The 16372-nt window shown below is 64.2% G+C and carries 14 protein-coding genes; 13 read left to right on the top strand and 1 reads right to left on the bottom strand.

Going from position 1 to position 16372, the window contains the following annotated elements:
• Positions 1-3: 3 nt before the first annotated feature.
• The 5 genes from ACN9M1_RS13000 to ACN9M1_RS12980 all read left to right on the top strand — a co-directional run bounded on the left by ACN9M1_RS13000 (position 4) and on the right by ACN9M1_RS12980 (position 6312).
• Positions 4-639, top strand: coding sequence for a 2-dehydro-3-deoxy-6-phosphogalactonate aldolase (locus ACN9M1_RS13000; RefSeq protein WP_426394961.1), 636 nt, complete (start codon positions 4-6; stop codon positions 637-639).
• Complete coding sequence (dgoD, locus tag ACN9M1_RS12995) at positions 636-1784, top strand: galactonate dehydratase (protein ID WP_426394959.1); 1149 nt, start codon at positions 636-638, stop codon at positions 1782-1784. The genes ACN9M1_RS13000 and dgoD overlap by 4 nt, the downstream gene beginning before the upstream one ends.
• Positions 1785-1915: 131 nt before the next feature.
• On the top strand, positions 1916-3931 hold the full coding sequence (gene tkt, locus ACN9M1_RS12990) for a transketolase (RefSeq protein WP_426394957.1): 2016 nt from the start codon (positions 1916-1918) through the stop codon (positions 3929-3931).
• Positions 3932-4008: 77 nt separating this feature from the next.
• The gene (gene gap / locus ACN9M1_RS12985; protein WP_426394955.1) at positions 4009-5007 is read left to right on the top strand and encodes a type I glyceraldehyde-3-phosphate dehydrogenase; all 999 of its coding nucleotides are present in this window, start codon (positions 4009-4011) and stop codon (positions 5005-5007) included.
• A gap of 264 nt (positions 5008-5271) precedes the next feature.
• On the top strand, positions 5272-6312 hold the full coding sequence (locus ACN9M1_RS12980; protein ID WP_426394953.1) for a LysR family transcriptional regulator: 1041 nt from the start codon (positions 5272-5274) through the stop codon (positions 6310-6312).
• 82 nt (positions 6313-6394) lie between these two features.
• Here ACN9M1_RS12980 and fur read toward each other — a convergent pair whose 3' ends face one another.
• Entirely contained in the window at positions 6395-6826 is a 432-nt protein-coding gene (gene fur / locus ACN9M1_RS12975) for a ferric iron uptake transcriptional regulator (RefSeq protein WP_426394952.1), read from the bottom strand.
• Between the two features lie 153 nt (positions 6827-6979).
• Here fur and ACN9M1_RS12970 point away from each other — a divergent pair, with 153 nt between their 5' ends.
• The 8 genes from ACN9M1_RS12970 to ACN9M1_RS12935 all read left to right on the top strand — a co-directional run bounded on the left by ACN9M1_RS12970 (position 6980) and on the right by ACN9M1_RS12935 (position 16370).
• Positions 6980-7648, top strand: coding sequence for an outer membrane protein assembly factor BamE (locus ACN9M1_RS12970; RefSeq protein WP_426394950.1), 669 nt, complete (start codon positions 6980-6982; stop codon positions 7646-7648).
• Positions 7649-7750: 102 nt separating this feature from the next.
• A complete protein-coding gene (dapB, locus tag ACN9M1_RS12965; protein ID WP_426394948.1) occupies positions 7751-8542 on the top strand; it encodes a 4-hydroxy-tetrahydrodipicolinate reductase in 792 nt (263 codons plus the stop codon).
• A 177-nt stretch (positions 8543-8719) separates the two neighbouring features.
• Positions 8720-11353 carry a leucine--tRNA ligase gene (leuS, locus tag ACN9M1_RS12960; protein WP_426394946.1) on the top strand — a complete coding sequence of 878 codons (2634 nt, stop codon included), beginning with the start codon at positions 8720-8722 and terminating at the stop codon, positions 11351-11353.
• 22 nt (positions 11354-11375) lie between these two features.
• On the top strand, positions 11376-11894 hold the full coding sequence (gene lptE / locus ACN9M1_RS12955) for an LPS assembly lipoprotein LptE (protein ID WP_426394944.1): 519 nt from the start codon (positions 11376-11378) through the stop codon (positions 11892-11894).
• A 14-nt stretch (positions 11895-11908) separates the two neighbouring features.
• A complete protein-coding gene (holA, locus tag ACN9M1_RS12950) occupies positions 11909-12985 on the top strand; it encodes a DNA polymerase III subunit delta (RefSeq protein ID WP_426394943.1) in 1077 nt (358 codons plus the stop codon).
• An 82-nt stretch (positions 12986-13067) separates the two neighbouring features.
• Positions 13068-14348 (top strand): glutamate-5-semialdehyde dehydrogenase, encoded by a 1281-nt coding sequence (locus tag ACN9M1_RS12945; protein ID WP_426394941.1) that lies wholly within the window; start codon positions 13068-13070, stop codon positions 14346-14348.
• 60 nt (positions 14349-14408) lie between these two features.
• Complete coding sequence (locus ACN9M1_RS12940) at positions 14409-14831, top strand: CopD family protein (protein WP_426394939.1); 423 nt, start codon at positions 14409-14411, stop codon at positions 14829-14831.
• 129 nt (positions 14832-14960) lie between these two features.
• Positions 14961-16370 (top strand): THUMP domain-containing class I SAM-dependent RNA methyltransferase, encoded by a 1410-nt coding sequence (locus ACN9M1_RS12935; RefSeq protein WP_426394937.1) that lies wholly within the window; start codon positions 14961-14963, stop codon positions 16368-16370.
• Positions 16371-16372 lie beyond the last annotated feature (2 nt).

Below are 16372 nucleotides of genomic sequence, written 5' to 3'. Positions count from 1 at the left end.
CGCATGACTTGGACAACTCACCTTCCGCTGATCGCCATCCTGCGTGGCATCCGGCCCGACGAGGTGCTGGCACATACGCAAGCGCTGGTCGATGCCGGTTTTGACGCGATCGAGATTCCGCTCAACTCGCCCGATTGGGCGCAGAGCGTGCAACTGGCTGCGCGTGCGTTTGGTGACCGCGCACTGATTGGCGCCGGCACGGTACTGAAACCGGCCGACGTTGAATTGATGGTCGCGGCCGGCGGCAAGCTGGTCGTCACGCCGAACACGAACGCGGATGTCATTCGCGCTGCCGCTGCGCGCAAGCTCGTCACCTGCATCGGCTGCATGACCGCCACCGAGGCGTTTGCCGCGCTGGACGCGGGCGCCGAAGCGCTGAAAATTTTCCCCGCAGGCAACCTTGGCCCCGGCTATGTGCGCGCGCTCAAGGCCGTGCTGCCGCCTGAGGTGCCCGTGTTTGCCGTCGGCGGCATCACGCCGGAGAACCTCGCCGACTACCTTGCCGCCGGCTGCATCGGCGCCGGGCTCGGTAGCGACCTCTATCGCCCCGGCCAGCCCGTCGAGCGCACCGCCGAACGCGCACGCGCCTTCGTCACCGCTTACCGCACCGTTCAATCTGACCGCATGATCCACCCATGAAAATCACCCGCCTGACCACGTACCGTCTGCCCCCGCGCTGGATGTTCCTGAAAGTCGAAACCGACGAGGGCGTCACCGGCTGGGGCGAACCCGTCATTGAAGGCCGTGCGGGCACGGTGGAGGCCGCGGTGCATGAGCTGTCCGACTACCTCATCGGGCAGGACCCGAGCCGCATCAACGATCTCTGGCAGACCATGTACCGCGCCGGCTTCTACCGCGGCGGGCCGATCCTGATGAGTGCCATCGCCGGCATCGACCAAGCGTTGTGGGACATCAAGGGCAAGGTGCTGGGCGTACCGGTGTACGAACTGCTCGGCGGCCTCGTGCGCGACAAGATGCGCACCTATAGCTGGGTCGGCGGCGACCGGCCGGCCGATGTGATTGCTGGCATGAAGGCACTGCAGGCCGGTGGTTTCGATCACTTCAAGCTAAACGGCTGTGAAGAGATGGGCATCATCGACACCTCCCGCGCGGTGGACGCGGCGGTGGCGAAGGTGGCGGAAATCCGCTCGGCCTTTGGCAACACGGTCGAGTTCGGCCTCGACTTCCACGGCCGCGTGTCTGCGCCGATGGCCAAGGTGCTGATCAAGGAGCTGGAGCCGTATCGCCCACTCTTTATTGAAGAGCCCGTATTGGCCGAGCAAGCTGAGACCTACGCCCGCCTGGCCGCGCAGACCCATCTGCCCATCGCCGCCGGCGAGCGCATGTTCTCGCGCTTTGATTTCAAGCGTGTGCTGGAGGCGGGTGGCGTGTCGATCCTGCAGCCGGATCTGTCGCACGCGGGCGGCATTACCGAATGCGTGAAGATCGCCGCCATGGCGGAGGCCTACGATGTGGCGTTGGCGCCGCATTGCCCGCTGGGTCCGATCGCGCTGGCGTCCTGCCTGCATGTCGATTTCGTCAGCTGGAACGCCACGTTGCAGGAGCAAAGCATGGGCATCCACTACAACAAGGGCGCCGAATTGCTCGATTACGTGCGCAACAAGGCCGATTTCGCGCTGGAAGGCGGCTATATCCGCCCGCCGCGCCTGCCGGGCCTGGGTGTGGACATTGATGAAGCGCTGGTCATCGAGCGCAGCAAGGAAGCTCCCGACTGGCGCAACCCTGTGTGGCGTCACGCCGACGGTTCCGTGGCGGAGTGGTAAGCCCGGCGAGCGAGGGGGCCGGGAGGGGGCGCTGTCCCCCGTTTTTCTGACCGCGATCACCCCAGCGGGGGCATGTCCGTCTGGTAAAATCGCGGTTTTCCCGCCTACCGTCTCTCCGCCCGCAGGTTCGCATGACCGCCCCCGCACTCCACTCGAATACCACCCAGCCCACTCAGCTGATGGCCAACGCCATCCGCGTGCTTGCCATGGACGCCGTCCAGCAGGCCAATTCTGGTCACCCCGGCGCGCCGATGGGCATGGCAGACATCGCCGTGGCACTGTGGAGCCGCCACCTGCGGCACAACCCGCTGAACCCGCGCTGGCCGGACCGCGACCGCTTCGTGCTGTCCAACGGCCACGGCTCGATGCTGATCTACGCGCTGCTGCACCTGACTGGCTACGACCTGCCGATGTCGGAGCTGAAGAACTTCCGCCAACTGCACAGCAAGACCGCCGGCCACCCGGAATACGGCATCACCCCGGGCGTGGAAACCACCACCGGCCCGCTGGGCCAGGGCATCACCAACGCCGTCGGCATGGCGCTGGCTGAACGCCTGCTGGGCCAGGAGTTCAACCGCCCGGGCTTCGACATCGTCAACCATCACACCTACGTCTTCCTGGGCGACGGCTGCCTGATGGAAGGCATCAGCCACGAAGCCTGCTCGCTGGCAGGCACGCTCAAGCTGAACAAGCTGATCGCGCTGTGGGACGACAACGGCATCTCGATCGACGGCGAGGTCGTCCACTGGTTCAACGACGACACCCCGAAGCGCTTCGAAGCCTACGGCTGGAACGTGATCCGCGCCGTGGACGGCCACAACGTTGACGCCGTGGACGCCGCCATTGCCGAAGCCAAGAAATCCGACAAGCCGACGCTGATCTGCTGCCGCACCGTGATCGGCAAGGGCGCCCCCAACAAGGAAGGCGGCCACGACGTGCACGGCGCTCCGCTGGGCGGCGTGGAAATTGCCGCCGCGCGTGAAGCGCTGGCTTGGCCGCATGCCCCGTTCGACGTGCCGCAAGCCGTGTACGACGCATGGGACGCCAAGGGCCAGGGCCAGGCGCTGGAAAAGGCCTGGAACGCACTGTTCGATGCCTATTCCGACCGCCATCCGGCTGAAGCCGAGCAATTCGAGCGCCGTATGCGTGGCGAACTGCCGGCAAGCTTCGAAAAGGCCGTTGACGAGTTCATCGAGAAGTGCGAACTCAAGGCCGAGACCATCGCCACCCGCAAGGCCAGCCAGAACACGCTGGAAGCCTACGGCCCGGTGCTGGGCGAACTGCTGGGCGGCTCGGCCGACCTGACCGGCTCGAACCTGACCAACTGGAGCGGCAGCAAGGCCGTGCGTGTGGATGCCTGGGGCAACCACATCAACTACGGCGTGCGCGAGTTCGGCATGAGCGCCATCATGAACGGTATCGCGCTGCACGGCGGCTACATTCCGTACGGCGGCACGTTCCTGACGTTCTCCGACTACAGCCGCAATGCCCTGCGCATGGCCGCGCTGATGAAGATCCGCTCGATCTTCGTCTTCACGCACGACTCCATCGGCCTGGGCGAAGACGGCCCGACGCACCAGTCGATCGAGCACGTCGCCAGCCTGCGCCTGATCCCGAACATGGATGTTTGGCGCACCGCCGACACCACCGAAACCGCCGTCGCATGGGCCGCCGCCATCGAGCGTCAGCATGGCCCGAGCTGCCTGATCTTCAGCCGCCAGAACCTGCCGTTCCAGGCGCGCAACCCGGCCACGCGCGAAGCCATCGCCCGCGGCGGCTATGTGCTGCGCGATGCGGCCAACGGCAAGCCGGACGTGGTCATCATCGCCACTGGTTCGGAAGTCGGCCTGGCAGTGAGCGCTGCCGACCAACTCGCCGCTGAAGGCATTCAGGCGCGCGTCGTTTCGGTGCCGGCAACCACCGTGTTCGACAAGCAGGACTCGGCCTACAAGGCCAGCGTGCTCCCGCATGGCGTGCCGCGCATTGCCGTGGAAGCCGGTGTGACGGACTTCTGGTGGAAGTACCAAGTACAGGCTGTGGTCGGCATCGACACGTTCGGTGAGTCGGCTCCGGCAGGCGTGCTGTTCAAGCACTTCGGCTTCACCGTCGAGAACGTGGTGAACACCGCCAAGAGCGTCATCGCTTAATTGAATCTGCGCGCGCGGCACCCACGAGGTGCCGCGTTGCTTTCATCGATTTCTTTTCTGCTATCAGGAGACTGACCATGACCATCAAGATCGGCATCAACGGCTTCGGCCGCATCGGACGCATGGTGTTCCGCGCCGCCGTCGCCAACTTCAAGGACATCGAAGTCGTTGCCATCAACGACCTGCTCGAGCCCGACTACCTAGCGTACATGCTCAAGTACGACTCGGTGCACGGCCGCTTCGACGGTGAAGTGTCGGTCGACGGCAACACGCTCGTCGTCAACGGCAAGAAGATCCGCCTGACCGCCGTGAAGGACCCGGCTGAGCTGAAGTGGGGCGAAGTCGGCGCTGATGTGGTGATCGAGTCGACCGGCATCTTCCTGACCAAGGAAGGCGCACAGAAGCACATCGACGCGGGCGCCAAGAAGGTGATCATGTCGGCTCCGTCGAAGGACGACACCCCGATGTTCGTGTTCGGCGTGAACCACGAGTCGTACAAGGGCGAAGCGATCATCTCGAACGCCTCGTGCACGACCAACTGCCTGGCACCCGTTGCCAAGGTGCTGAACGACAAGTGGGGCATCAAGCGCGGCCTGATGACCACCGTACACGCTGCCACCGCCACGCAGAAGACCGTGGACGGCCCGTCCAACAAGGACTGGCGCGGCGGCCGCGGCATCCTGGAAAACATCATCCCGTCGAGCACTGGCGCTGCCAAGGCCGTGGGCGTGGTGATCCCGCAGCTGAACAAGAAGCTGACCGGCATGTCGTTCCGCGTGCCGACCTCCGACGTGTCGGTGGTCGACCTGACCGTGGAGCTCGAAAGCGCTGCCACGTACGCTGAAATCTGCGCCGAAATGAAGGCCCAGAGCCAGGGCGCACTGAAGGGCGTGCTCGGCTACACCGAAGACAAGGTCGTGGCTACGGACTTCCGCGGCGATGCACGCACCTCGATCTTCGACGCCGAAGCCGGTATCGCGCTGGACGGCACCTTCATCAAGGTCGTGAGCTGGTACGACAACGAGTGGGGTTACTCGAACAAGTGCCTGGAAATGGCGCGTGTGGTGGCCAAGTAACCTTGCGAGGCTAGAAAAAACGTACCTGGCGGCGCGTTTTCTCTCTCCGGCGGCATCCTCTTAGGGGGTTGCCGCCTTTTGTTTGTGTTCATTCGAAAACGTTTGCGCGCAAGCAACTGCCGGACGAGGCTACAGGAATTTGCTTTGAAAATCAGGTTGCAGTCCGTACACTGAACAAATACTACATTCTGACGTGGCAACCTTTTTTGTCGCGTCCGGCCCATTGCTGCGGCAATGGCTGCTGTTCCTGAGCCAAGGCATCCCATGGTCAACGTCGATACCAAACTGTTGGTGATATTTGTCGAGCTGCTCAGCAAGCGGAATGCCACCTATGTGGCAGAAAAAATGCATATGACCGCGCCGGCGGTTTCTCATTCGCTTGGGCGCTTGCGCGAGATTTTTGATGATCCCCTTTTCATCCGCGTTCCGCACGGCCTGACGCCGACGCCCAAGGCGCTCGAACTGGGCCCCAAAGTGCGCGAAATGCTGGACCTGTGGGCTGCCATCAACGAGGGTGATATCGGCACGTTCGATCCGGCTGAAGCCACCGGCACATTCAATATCAGCTTTGCCGGCACGCTGGGCGACGCGCTCTTCGACCGCTTCCTGTTGCGCGTGAAGCGCCTGGCGCCGGGCTTGCAGGTGCGCCTGACGGAATCCTCGTCGTGGGAGTCCGACGTGGCGGCCATGCGCGCCAACGAATTGGATCTGGCGTTCTCGCCGTTCCCAACGCGCCACGCCGAGATCATGGAAGAGGTGGTGACCTCCTTCAACATGTGGGTCTGCGCCCGCAAGGGGCATCCGATCCTGGCCGACCGCTGCACGCTCGAACAGTATCTGGAGTGCGAGCACATCTTCGTTGCGCAAGGCAGCCCGGGCAGCCGCGCGGCGCCGTCGCTCATTCCGCTGGACTACGCGCTGCAGCAGCGCGGTCTCAAGCGCAACTCGACCATGACCGTGCACGGCTGGCGCACGCAGGCCGAGGTGGCCGGGCAGACCGATATGGTCTTCACGGTCAACTCGCTGATGAAAGATCTGGTGTGTGACGCGTACAACCTGAACGCCTTCCCGCTACCGGCCGAGCTTGAAACCGTACTCGGCCTGAACATGCTGTGGCACCGCAGCCGCAACACGCATCCGATGCTGGTATGGGCGCGCAACCTGTTCAAGCAGGTGGTGGCGGAATACACCGGTCAGGCATCCGGCGCGCCGGCGCATCCGCTGTCCGCGGGCGAGCCCGGCAAAGCCAGCAAGAGCGGCAAGGGCGATGCAGAAAAGGAGGATGAGACGCGGCTGTCCGCCTGACATCCACCGCTACCTCAGTCCCAACGAAAAACGGCCGCAGATGATGCGGCCGTTTTGCTTTGCGATGGCGCTTCAGCGCGCTTCAACGTTTGGGGCGATGCGGGCAGGGGTCTTTCGTGCAGTTGCCGTAGAGCGACAGGGCGTGTTCCTGCAACGCAAAACCACGTTCGCGGGCAATGCTTTGCTGCCGCTGCTCGATTTCCGCGTCGAAGAATTCTTCCACGCGCCCGCAATCGAGGCACACCAGGTGATCGTGGTGCTTGCCTTCGTTCAGTTCGTAGATCGCCTTACCGGATTCGAAGTTGTTGCGGGACAGCAGGCCCGCCTGCTCGAACTGCGTCAGCACGCGATAGACCGTGGCCAGGCCAATGTCCATGTGCTCGGCGAGCAGGATGCGGTACACGTCTTCGGCGCTCATGTGGCGCTCTTCGCTGGTCTGAAAGATCTCGAGGATCTTCAACCGCGGCACCGTGGCTTTCAGACCGATGTTCTTGAGGTCTGCAGGACTCGGCATGCGCCAGGCTCCCTAGAGTACAATGTTCGGATATTCCAATCATAAGGGTTTTGGCGGCAAAAGTCCCATTGACGGGCCTGCTCGATGTGCCTGGGCCGTCGCCGATTCCCCCTGTACCGGGTCACTCCGGAACCGTTTGAAGGCCGATCGCTCATGACCTTTTCCTTTGCGCGCAGTCCTGTCCGTTGTGCCCCTGTTGTTGCCCATGCAGCCCGTCGTGGCGGCCTTTTGGTCGGGGCCATGCTGGCGGTGTCGGCGCTGCTGGCTGGATGCGGCACCTACGACAGCACCACGCGCAAGATCGCCAATGCCATCACGCCGTATCGCATCGATATCGTGCAGGGCAACTTCGTGTCGCGCGAACAGGCGGCGCAACTCAAGGAAGGCATGACGCGTGATCAAGTGCGCTTCGTCCTTGGCACGCCATTGCTGACGGACATGTTCCACGCCAACCGCTGGGACTACATCTTCTCGTTCAAGCGCGGCAACGCGAGCGTGGTGCAGGAGCGCAAGCTGACCGTGTGGTTTGATGGCGATCGCCTCGCCAAGTGGGTGGGCGCGGACGACCTGCCATCCGAGTCGGAGCTGATCGCCGAAATCGACGGCATCAAACGCCCGAAGAAGGACGCCGCAGCTGCCGCCGCCGCTGCAGGCGCTGCTCCGGCATCGCGCGCACCGTCGATTCCGTCGGCCGAAGTGAGCGACCGTGTGCAGTCGACCACCGGCTCGAAGAACAACATGGACGTGCCATTGCCCGAACGCCGCACCGGCGGTGGCGGCACCGACACCAGCGTTCCGCCACCGGCAACGACCTCGCCCTGAGCGCACGTAGCCAGCGCATCGGCACACCATCTTCGAGCGAGCGGCGGACGGGTTCCGCCGCTTATGCGTTTTACAGACCGCCTCTCTTTTGTATCGACCAACATGAAAATCGCGATTGCAGGTGCTTCGGGCCGCATGGGCCAAATGCTGATCGACACCGTACTGCGCACGTCCGGCGTGACACTGGGCGCTGCGCTGGACCGCCCCGGCAGCGAAGCCGTAGGGCAGGACGCGGGCGCCAAACTGGGCAAGGTCACCGGCGTAATCGTTACAGATGACGTGCGCGCGGGCCTGTCGCAGGCCGATGTATTGATCGATTTCACCCGCCCGGACGCGACGATCAATCACCTGAACATCGCCCGCGAACTGGGCACCGCCGTGGTGATCGGCACGACCGGCTTCACCGCCGAGCAGAAGGCCAGCTTCAAGACCTACGGCGAGTCGATCGGCGTGGTCTGGGCGCCCAATATGAGCGTGGGCGTGAACGCCACCTTCAAGCTGATCGAAGTGGCCGCCAAGATCCTGGCGCAAGGCTACGACGTGGAGATCATCGAGGCGCACCACAAGCACAAGATCGATGCACCGTCGGGCACCGCGCTCAAGATGGGTGAGGTTGTTGCAGAAGCGCAGGGCACCAAGCTGGCCGATCGCGCCGTCTATGCGCGCGAGGGCGAAACCGGCCCGCGCGAGCTGGGCACCATCGGCTTTGCCACCGTGCGTGGCGGCGATATCGTGGGCGACCACACCGTGCTGTTTGCCGGCGACGGCGAGCGCATCGAGATCACGCATCGTTCCAACACGCGCCAGTCGTATGCCGAAGGCGCCGTGCGCGCTGCGGTGTACGTGGCAGGCAAGAAGGGCCTGTACGACATGAACGACGTGCTCGGCCTGTAAGCCGGCAGGGCAGGAAAGCGCGCCGGCAGGCCTGTCCGGCGCCTTTTTTTGCAGCGTCGCCATCGCCCGGATGGGGTGGGTGGCGACGGTATAATCGGGCCTTTTCCGTTATTCAATCCGGCCGCGCGCGCTGCGCGAGGCTGCAATCGCCCGAGGCACCCCGGGCGTACCGTCACCATGCAAGAGAAATACTCCCCGTCCGACGTCGAACAGCAGGCGCAGCAACACTGGCAGGCAACTGACGCCTACCGCGTGACCGAACACGCGCGCGCCGCTGACGGCTCGGACAAGCCCAAGTTCTACGCCTGCTCGATGCTGCCGTATCCGTCGGGCAAGCTGCACATGGGCCACGTGCGCAACTACACGATCAATGACGTGATGACGCGTCAGCTGCGCATGAAGGGGTACAACGTGCTGATGCCGATGGGCTGGGACGCCTTCGGCATGCCGGCGGAAAACGCGGCGCTCAACAACGGCGTGGCGCCTGCTGCCTGGACCTACGACAACATCGCTTACATGAAGAAGCAGATGCAGTCGATGGGCCTGGCGATCGACTGGTCGCGTGAGGTCGCCACGTGCGATCCGGACTACTACCGCTGGAACCAGTGGCTGTTCCTGAAGATGCTCGAGAAGGGCATCGCTTACCGCAAGACCGGCACCGTGAACTGGGACCCGGTCGACCAGACCGTGCTCGCCAACGAGCAGGTGATCGACGGGCGCGGCTGGCGCTCGGGCGCGGTGGTGGAAAAGCGCGAGATCCCGATGTACTACCTGCGCATCACCGAGTATGCGGAGGAATTGCTGTCCGACTTGAACCCGCTGGGCTGGCCCGAGCGCGTCAAGCTGATGCAGCAGAACTGGATCGGCAAGAGCGAAGGCGTGCGCTTTGCGTTCCCGCACAGCATCCCCGGCGACGACGGCAAGGTGATCAACGACGGCAAGCTGTACGTCTTCACCACGCGCGCCGACACCATCATGGGCGTGACCTTCTGCGCCGTGGCTGCCGAGCACCCGATCGCCACGCATGCCGCGCAGACGAATCCCGCACTCGCCGCGTTCATCGACGAATGCAAGCACGGCAGCGTCATGGAAGCCGACATGGCGACCATGGAAAAGAAGGGCATGCCGACCGGCCTGGCGGTCACGCACCCGATCACGGGCGAATCCGTGCCGGTGTGGGTCGGCAACTACGTGCTGATGACCTACGGCGATGGCGCCGTGATGGGCGTGCCTGCGCACGACGAACGCGATTTCGCCTTCGCCAACAAGTACGGCCTGCCGATCAAGCAAGTGATCGACGTGAAGGGCCAGCCCTACGACACGACCACCTGGGCCGAGTGGTACGCCGACAAGGAACACGGCGTGCTGTTCCACAGCGGCAAGTACGACGGCCTGAATTACAAGCAGGCGGTCGATGCCGTTGCTGCTGACCTGGCTGCACAGGGCCTCGGCGAGAAGAAGACCACCTGGCGCCTGCGCGACTGGGGTATCAGCCGCCAGCGCTACTGGGGCACGCCGATCCCGCTGATCCATTGCGACAGCTGCGGCGTCGTGCCGGTGCCGGAGCAAGACCTGCCGGTGCGCCTGCCCGAAGACCTCGTGCCGGACGGCACGGGCAACCCGCTCAACAAGGACCCGCGCTTCCTGGAGTGCACGTGCCCGTCGTGCGGCAAGCCCGCGCGCCGCGAGACCGACACGATGGATACCTTCATCGATTCGTGCTGGTACTACATGCGCTATACGTGCCCGGACGGCGCCACCATGGTCGACGCCCGCAACGATTACTGGATGCCGATGGACCAGTACATCGGCGGCATCGAGCACGCGATCCTGCACCTGCTGTACGCGCGCTTCTGGACCAAGGTCATGCGTGACCTCGGCCTGGTCAAATTCGACGAGCCGTTCACCAACCTGCTCACGCAGGGCATGGTGCTCAACGAGACGTACTACCGCGAAGACGCATCAGGCAAGAAGCAGTGGATCAACCCGGCCGACGTCGACGTGCAGACTGATGAGCGCGGCCGCCCGGTCGGCGCCACGCTCAAGGCCGACGGCCAGCCGGTGGTGATCGGCGGTGTGGAGAAGATGTCGAAGTCGAAGAACAACGGCATCGACCCGCAAGCGCTGATCGACCAGTACGGCGCTGATACCGCACGCCTGTTCACGATGTTCGCCGCGCCGCCCGAGCAGCAGCTTGAGTGGAACGATGCCGGCGTGGAAGGCGCCTCGCGCTTCCTGCGTCGCCTGTGGAACTTCGGTGTCGCGCATGGCGATGCCATCCGCGCCGGTCATGGCAACGGTGCCGTCGCGGGTGCCACGGATGCTGACCGCGCGCTGCGCCGCGAGCTGTACACCGTGCTCAAGCAAGCCAACTACGACTACGAGCGCCTGCAGTACAACACCGTCGTTTCGGCGACGATGAAGATGCTCAACGCGCTGGAAGGCGCCAAGGATGCCGGTGCCGATGCGCGCCGCGAAGGCCTGGGCATCCTGCTGCGTGTGTTGTACCCGGTGGTGCCGCACATCACCCACGTGCTGTGGACGGAGCTGGGCTATGCCGGCGCCTACGGCGACTTGCTCGACGCCTCGTGGCCGCAGGTCGACGAAAGTGCGCTGGTGCAGAGCGAGATCGAGCTCGTGCTGCAGGTCAACGGCAAGGTGCGCGGCAGCATCGTCGTGCCGGCCGATGCCGATCGCGCGGCCATCGAAGCCATTGCCGCCAAGGACGAAGCCGTCCAGAAATATGCTGAAGGCAAGCCGCCCAAGAAGATCATCGTGGTGCCGGGCCGTCTGGTGAACGTGGTGGCCTAAGGGCCGCCCACTCAAGGAACGTATGGTTATGTCGTTGTCCCGTCGTCGCTTTGGCCGCTCGATTGTCGTCTTGGCTGCCGCTTTGCCGGTGCTATCCGCTTGCGGCTTCCATCTGCGCGGCAACAATGACTTCGCCTTCAAGCGGCTGTACATCAACCTGCCGCAGAACTCGCTGATGCGCGCGCAGCTGCGTCGGCTGATCGACAATGGCTCCGACACCGTCATCGTGTCGGACAAGAAAGACGCCGATGCGCTGCTCGACGTGCTGGCTGAAGACCGCGTGAAGACCATCTCATCGCTCACGCCGCAGGGCGTGGTGCGCGAGTACCGCATCACGTACCGCTTCCGCTTCCAGTTGCGCGATGCGCACGACAACCTGCTGATTCCGCCGTCGGAGATCACGCAGTTCCGCGATCTCTCGTACAACGAAACGCAGGTGCTGGCGAAGGACTACGAAGAAGCGGCGCTCTACCGCGACATGCAGGGCGACACGATTAACCAGCTCGTGCGGCGTCTGGCTGCCGTGAAGCTGCCGTCGTAAGCGGCAAGCTGACCATGCAACTGCGGCTCGACGCGCTCGAAGGGCATCTCAAACAGGCCGCTGCCAAGGGGTTGGCGCCGCTGTACGTGGTGCATGGCGACGAGCACCTGCTCGTGCTGGAGGCCGTCGATGCACTGCGCCAGGCCGCACGCGCACAGGGCTTTACCGAGCGCGAGGTGATGAGCGTTGAGCGCGGCTTTTCGTGGTCGAAGGTAACGGAGGCGCAGCAGTCGATGTCGCTGTTCGGCGATCGCAAGATCGTTGAGCTGCGCATTCCGTCCGGCAAGCCCGGCAAGGAAGGCGGCGAGGCCCTGCGTGCGTTGGCGGCGGGCACACCGTCCGGCCCCGCGACCGACACCATCACGCTGATCACCTTGCCGCGGCTGGATTTCGCCACCGCCAAGTCGGCGTGGTTTGCCGCGCTGGAAGGCGCGGGTGTGTCGATCAAGGTCGATTCGGTCGACCGCACCAAGCTGCCCGGCTGGATCGGCGAGCGTCTCGCCCGTCAGCAGCAGCGCGTGGAACCCGGAGAGCCCGGCCGTCGCGCCCTGCAATTCATCGCCGACCGCGTGGAAGGCAACTTGCTGGCCGCGCATCAGGAAATCCAGAAACTCGGCCTGCTGCATCCGCCAGGCGTGCTGATGTTTGACGATGTGCACGATGCGGTGCTCAACGTGGCGCGCTACGACGTGTTCAAGCTGTCCGAAGCCATGCTCGCCGGCGATGTACCGCGCCTGGTACGCATGCTCGAAGGGCTGCGCGGCGAGGGCGAGGCCACGGTGCTGGTGCTCTGGACGTTGACCGAAGAAATTCGCGTATTATCAAAAATCGCCTCGGGCGTGGCCCAAGGCAAGCCAGTGGCCTCGATGCTGCGCGAACTGCGGGTCTGGGGCCCGCGCGAACGGCTGGTGCCGCAGGCGGCGCAGCGGCTGTCGCAGCGTGAGCTGGAAGGCGCATTGGCTATGGCCGCCAAGCTGGATCGGCAGGTCAAAGGCTTGCGTGAACCATCGCTGCCGGCCGAGCCGTGGGATGGCTTGCTGCAACTGGCGATGCGCATTGCGCGGCCGGGCAGTCTCCCGGTTCCAGCCTGACCAACCCGCGCCAACCGTTGGCCATCAGACCCCGAATAGTCCTCACATTGAATTTGCCGGCAGCTCGCCGGCCGCGATCATCATGAAGCAGCTCGACGTGAACGAATACATGGCCCTGGTTGGCCGTCAGGCGCGTGAAGCCTCGCGCGGCATGGCGCGCGCCGGCACCGCGCAGAAGAACCGTGCGCTGCTGCACATCGCTGCCGCCATCCGCCGCGATGCCGCCAAGCTCAAGGAAATCAACGCCCGCGACGTCGAACGCGCCCGCGCCAACGGCCAGGACGCCGCCTTCATCGATCGCCTTACGCTCACCGACCGCGCCATCGACACCATGGCTGCCGGCCTGGAGCAGATCGCCGCGCTAGCGGACCCGATCGGAGAGATCAGCAACATGAAGTTCCGCCCGACCGGCATCCAGGTCGGCCAGATGCGCGTGCCGCTGGGCGTGATCGGCATCATCTATGAGTCGCGTCCCAACGTGACGGTCGATGCCGCGGCGCTGTGCATTAAGTCGGGCAATGCGACCATCCTGCGCGGTGGCTCCGAAGCGATCGAATCGAATGGCGCGCTGGCGGCGCTCATCGAAGAAGGGCTGGCCGATGCCGGATTGCCCGCCAACGCGGTGCAGGTGGTGGCCACCACGGACCGCGCTGCCGTCGGCAAGCTCATCACCATGACGGAGTACGTTGACGTGATCGTGCCGCGCGGCGGCAAGAGCCTGATCGCCCGTCTGATGGAAGAAGCGCGTGTGCCGATGATCAAGCATCTGGACGGCATCTGCCACGTCTACATCGACGCCGATGCCGACATCGAGAAGGCCGTGCGCGTGTGCGACAACGCCAAGACACAACGCTATGCGCCGTGCAACACGATGGAGACGCTGCTCGTGTCGCGCGACATTGCTGCGCGCGCATTGCCGCCGCTGGTGAAGATCTACCAGGACAAGGGTGTGGAGTTGCGCGTCTGCCCGGCCACGCGTGCCACGCTGGAAGCCGCCGGCTTCGGCAACCTGAAAGATGCTGTCGAAGCCGACTGGCACACCGAATACCTCGCGCCGATCCTGTCGATCCGCACGGTGGACGGCCTGGACGCCGCCATCGAGCACATCAACACCTACGGCTCGGCGCACACCGATTCGATCATCACCGAGAACTACTCGACCGGCATGCGCTTCCTGCGCGAAGTCGATTCAGCCAGCGTGATGATCAACGCATCGACGCGCTTTGCCGATGGTTTCGAGTACGGCCTAGGCGCGGAGATCGGCATCTCCAATGACAAGCTGCACGCGCGCGGGCCGGTCGGGCTGGAGGGGCTGACCTCGCTCAAGTACGTCGTGTTCGGGCACGGCGAGGTTCGCACCTAATTTGGCACTACCACCAGCGCGCCGCCACGAGCGGCGCGCATTGCTTCTAACGAGAACAACATGCTCTGGGTCAAAGCCTTTCACATCGTTTTTATCGCGTCGTGGTTTGCCGGCTTGTTCTACCTGCCGCGCATCTTCGTCAACCTGGCGGTGGAAACCGAGCGCGCCGCCATCACGCGCCTGCTGATCATGGCGCGCAAGCTGTTTCGTTTCACGACCATGCTGGCGATCGTTGCGATCCTGCTTGGGGCTTGGCTGCTCTTTGGTTACCGCATCGGCATGTATCCGCCGAACGGCTGGATGCACGCCAAGCTCGCGCTGGTGCTGGTGACGATCGGCTACCACCATGGCTGCGGTGTGCTGCTGCGCAAATTCGAAGCGGGTGCCAACAAGCGCTCGCACGCCTTCTACCGCTATTTCAATGAACTGCCGGTGCTGTTGTTGCTGGCGATTACGATCCTGGTGGTCGTGAAGCCGTTCTGAGACCACAGCAAAATGATTCTGACGGCCCAACCCCTCCTTGCCGTACGACTTGTACTGTCTGCGTCGGCGTTGAACCGTCAGAACCGCTTCGCTTCATTTTGCAGCGCTCTCTAACTAATTTGTTTTCCGATGGCAACTGCATACTTCGCGCCGTGCCCCCGTGGGCTGGAACAGGCGCTGGCCGATGAACTGGCCGAAATCTCGATCCGCCCCGAGGTGGATGAGCTGGCCGCGTTCGAGGTGGGCCGCACCGTGCCGGGTGGCGTGCACTTCTTCGGTACGCAGGGCGCGGCGTATGCCGTCAACCTGCACAGCCGCATCGCTAGCCGCGTGTTGATGCGCCTGGCTTCGCGCGGGTATCGCTCGGAAGACGACATCTATGCGCTGGCAGCCGCGCAGCGCTGGGAAGACCATTTCACGCCGGACGAGATGATCCGCGTGGATGTGACCGCGCACAAATCGCCGCTGCAGAGCCTGAAGTTTGTCGGCCTGCGCGTGAAGGACGGTGTGTGCGATCGCTTCCGCCAGCGCATGGGCGCACGCCCCAGCGTCGATACCGTCTCGCCCGACGTGCGCATTTACGCGTACCTGACCGAGACCGATTGCACGATCTACCTCGACACCACCGGCGAGCCGCTCTTCAAGCGTGGCTGGCGCGAAGAGAAGGGCGAGGCGCCGCTGAAGGAAAATCTCGCGGCAGGCATTCTTCGCCTGACTGGCTGGACGGGCGCGAAGGGAGAACCGTTCTACGACCCGATGTGCGGCAGCGGCACGTTCCTTGTCGAAGCTGCGCAGCGTGCCTTGGGTATTGCACCCGGCAGCAAGCGTGCTTTCGCGTGCGAGTGGTTGATTGACCACGACGCCAAATGCTTCAAGCGCCTGCGCGAGGCGGCTACCGACGCGGCTGCTGCGTCCATGCGCCGCACACCGCCGCTGGTGGCGGGTGCTGACATTTCCACTGACATGCTGGCCTATGCCGCCGCCAACTGGCAGCGTGCTGGTCTGCCGGGCGAGCCGATGCTCAAGCAGGTGGACGCACGCTTCGGCAAGCCGCCGTTCGATGTGCCCGGCGTGCTGCTGATGAACCCACCGTATGGCGAGCGTATCGCCGTGCGTGGCGCGCAGGGTTCGCGCCGCCGCCGGCCTGAGGGCGAGGGTGAGGATGACGGCACCGTGTTCGAGCGCGCCAGCCGTGCAATGGGTGCCCCGCGTGACGATGGTCGCCGCCCGATGCGTGAGCTGCGTCAGCCTGAGCCGCCGCCCCCAATCGATCCAGAGGAAGAAGCCAAGGCCAACGAATTCGCGCAGGCCTTTGCGGGCACGCTCAAGCGTGAGTTTTCGGGCTGGAAGGCATTCGTTTTCACCGGCGATCTGTCGATGCCGCGCCGCATGCGGCTGAAGGAATCGCAGCGCACGCCGCTTTACAACGGCAACATTGAATGCCGTCTGTTCCGCTTCGAAATGGTGAAGGGCGGCATGCGCGATCGGCCCGATCGCCCGGCAAAGGGTGACGCCTCAAACGACAACGCCGAAGCGTAGGC

The organism is Ralstonia sp. R-29 (assembly GCF_049913345.1).
Classification (GTDB): Bacteria; Pseudomonadota; Gammaproteobacteria; order Burkholderiales; family Burkholderiaceae; genus Ralstonia.
Note: the sequence above shows the minus strand (reverse complement) of the source record. Positions and strands in the feature narration are given on the sequence as shown.

What these genes read in the sequence shown, in the direction of transcription:
- dgoD (WP_426394959.1), top strand. Translation starts at nt 636, where the DNA reads ATGAAAATCACCCGCCTGACCACGTACCGTCTGCCCCCGCGCTGGATG.
- ACN9M1_RS12980 (WP_426394953.1), top strand. Translation starts at nt 5,272, where the DNA reads ATGGTCAACGTCGATACCAAACTGTTGGTGATATTTGTCGAGCTGCTC.
- dapB (WP_426394948.1), top strand. Translation starts at nt 7,751, where the DNA reads ATGAAAATCGCGATTGCAGGTGCTTCGGGCCGCATGGGCCAAATGCTG.
- tkt (WP_426394957.1), top strand. Translation starts at nt 1,916, where the DNA reads ATGACCGCCCCCGCACTCCACTCGAATACCACCCAGCCCACTCAGCTG.
- ACN9M1_RS12935 (WP_426394937.1), top strand. Translation starts at nt 14,961, where the DNA reads ATGGCAACTGCATACTTCGCGCCGTGCCCCCGTGGGCTGGAACAGGCG.
- gap (WP_426394955.1), top strand. Translation starts at nt 4,009, where the DNA reads ATGACCATCAAGATCGGCATCAACGGCTTCGGCCGCATCGGACGCATG.
- fur (WP_426394952.1), bottom strand. Translation starts at nt 6,826, where the DNA reads ATGCCGAGTCCTGCAGACCTCAAGAACATCGGTCTGAAAGCCACGGTG.
- holA (WP_426394943.1), top strand. Translation starts at nt 11,909, where the DNA reads ATGCAACTGCGGCTCGACGCGCTCGAAGGGCATCTCAAACAGGCCGCT.
- ACN9M1_RS12940 (WP_426394939.1), top strand. Translation starts at nt 14,409, where the DNA reads ATGCTCTGGGTCAAAGCCTTTCACATCGTTTTTATCGCGTCGTGGTTT.
- ACN9M1_RS12970 (WP_426394950.1), top strand. Translation starts at nt 6,980, where the DNA reads ATGACCTTTTCCTTTGCGCGCAGTCCTGTCCGTTGTGCCCCTGTTGTT.
- lptE (WP_426394944.1), top strand. Translation starts at nt 11,376, where the DNA reads ATGGTTATGTCGTTGTCCCGTCGTCGCTTTGGCCGCTCGATTGTCGTC.
- ACN9M1_RS13000 (WP_426394961.1), top strand. Translation starts at nt 4, where the DNA reads ATGACTTGGACAACTCACCTTCCGCTGATCGCCATCCTGCGTGGCATC.
- leuS (WP_426394946.1), top strand. Translation starts at nt 8,720, where the DNA reads ATGCAAGAGAAATACTCCCCGTCCGACGTCGAACAGCAGGCGCAGCAA.
- ACN9M1_RS12945 (WP_426394941.1), top strand. Translation starts at nt 13,068, where the DNA reads ATGAAGCAGCTCGACGTGAACGAATACATGGCCCTGGTTGGCCGTCAG.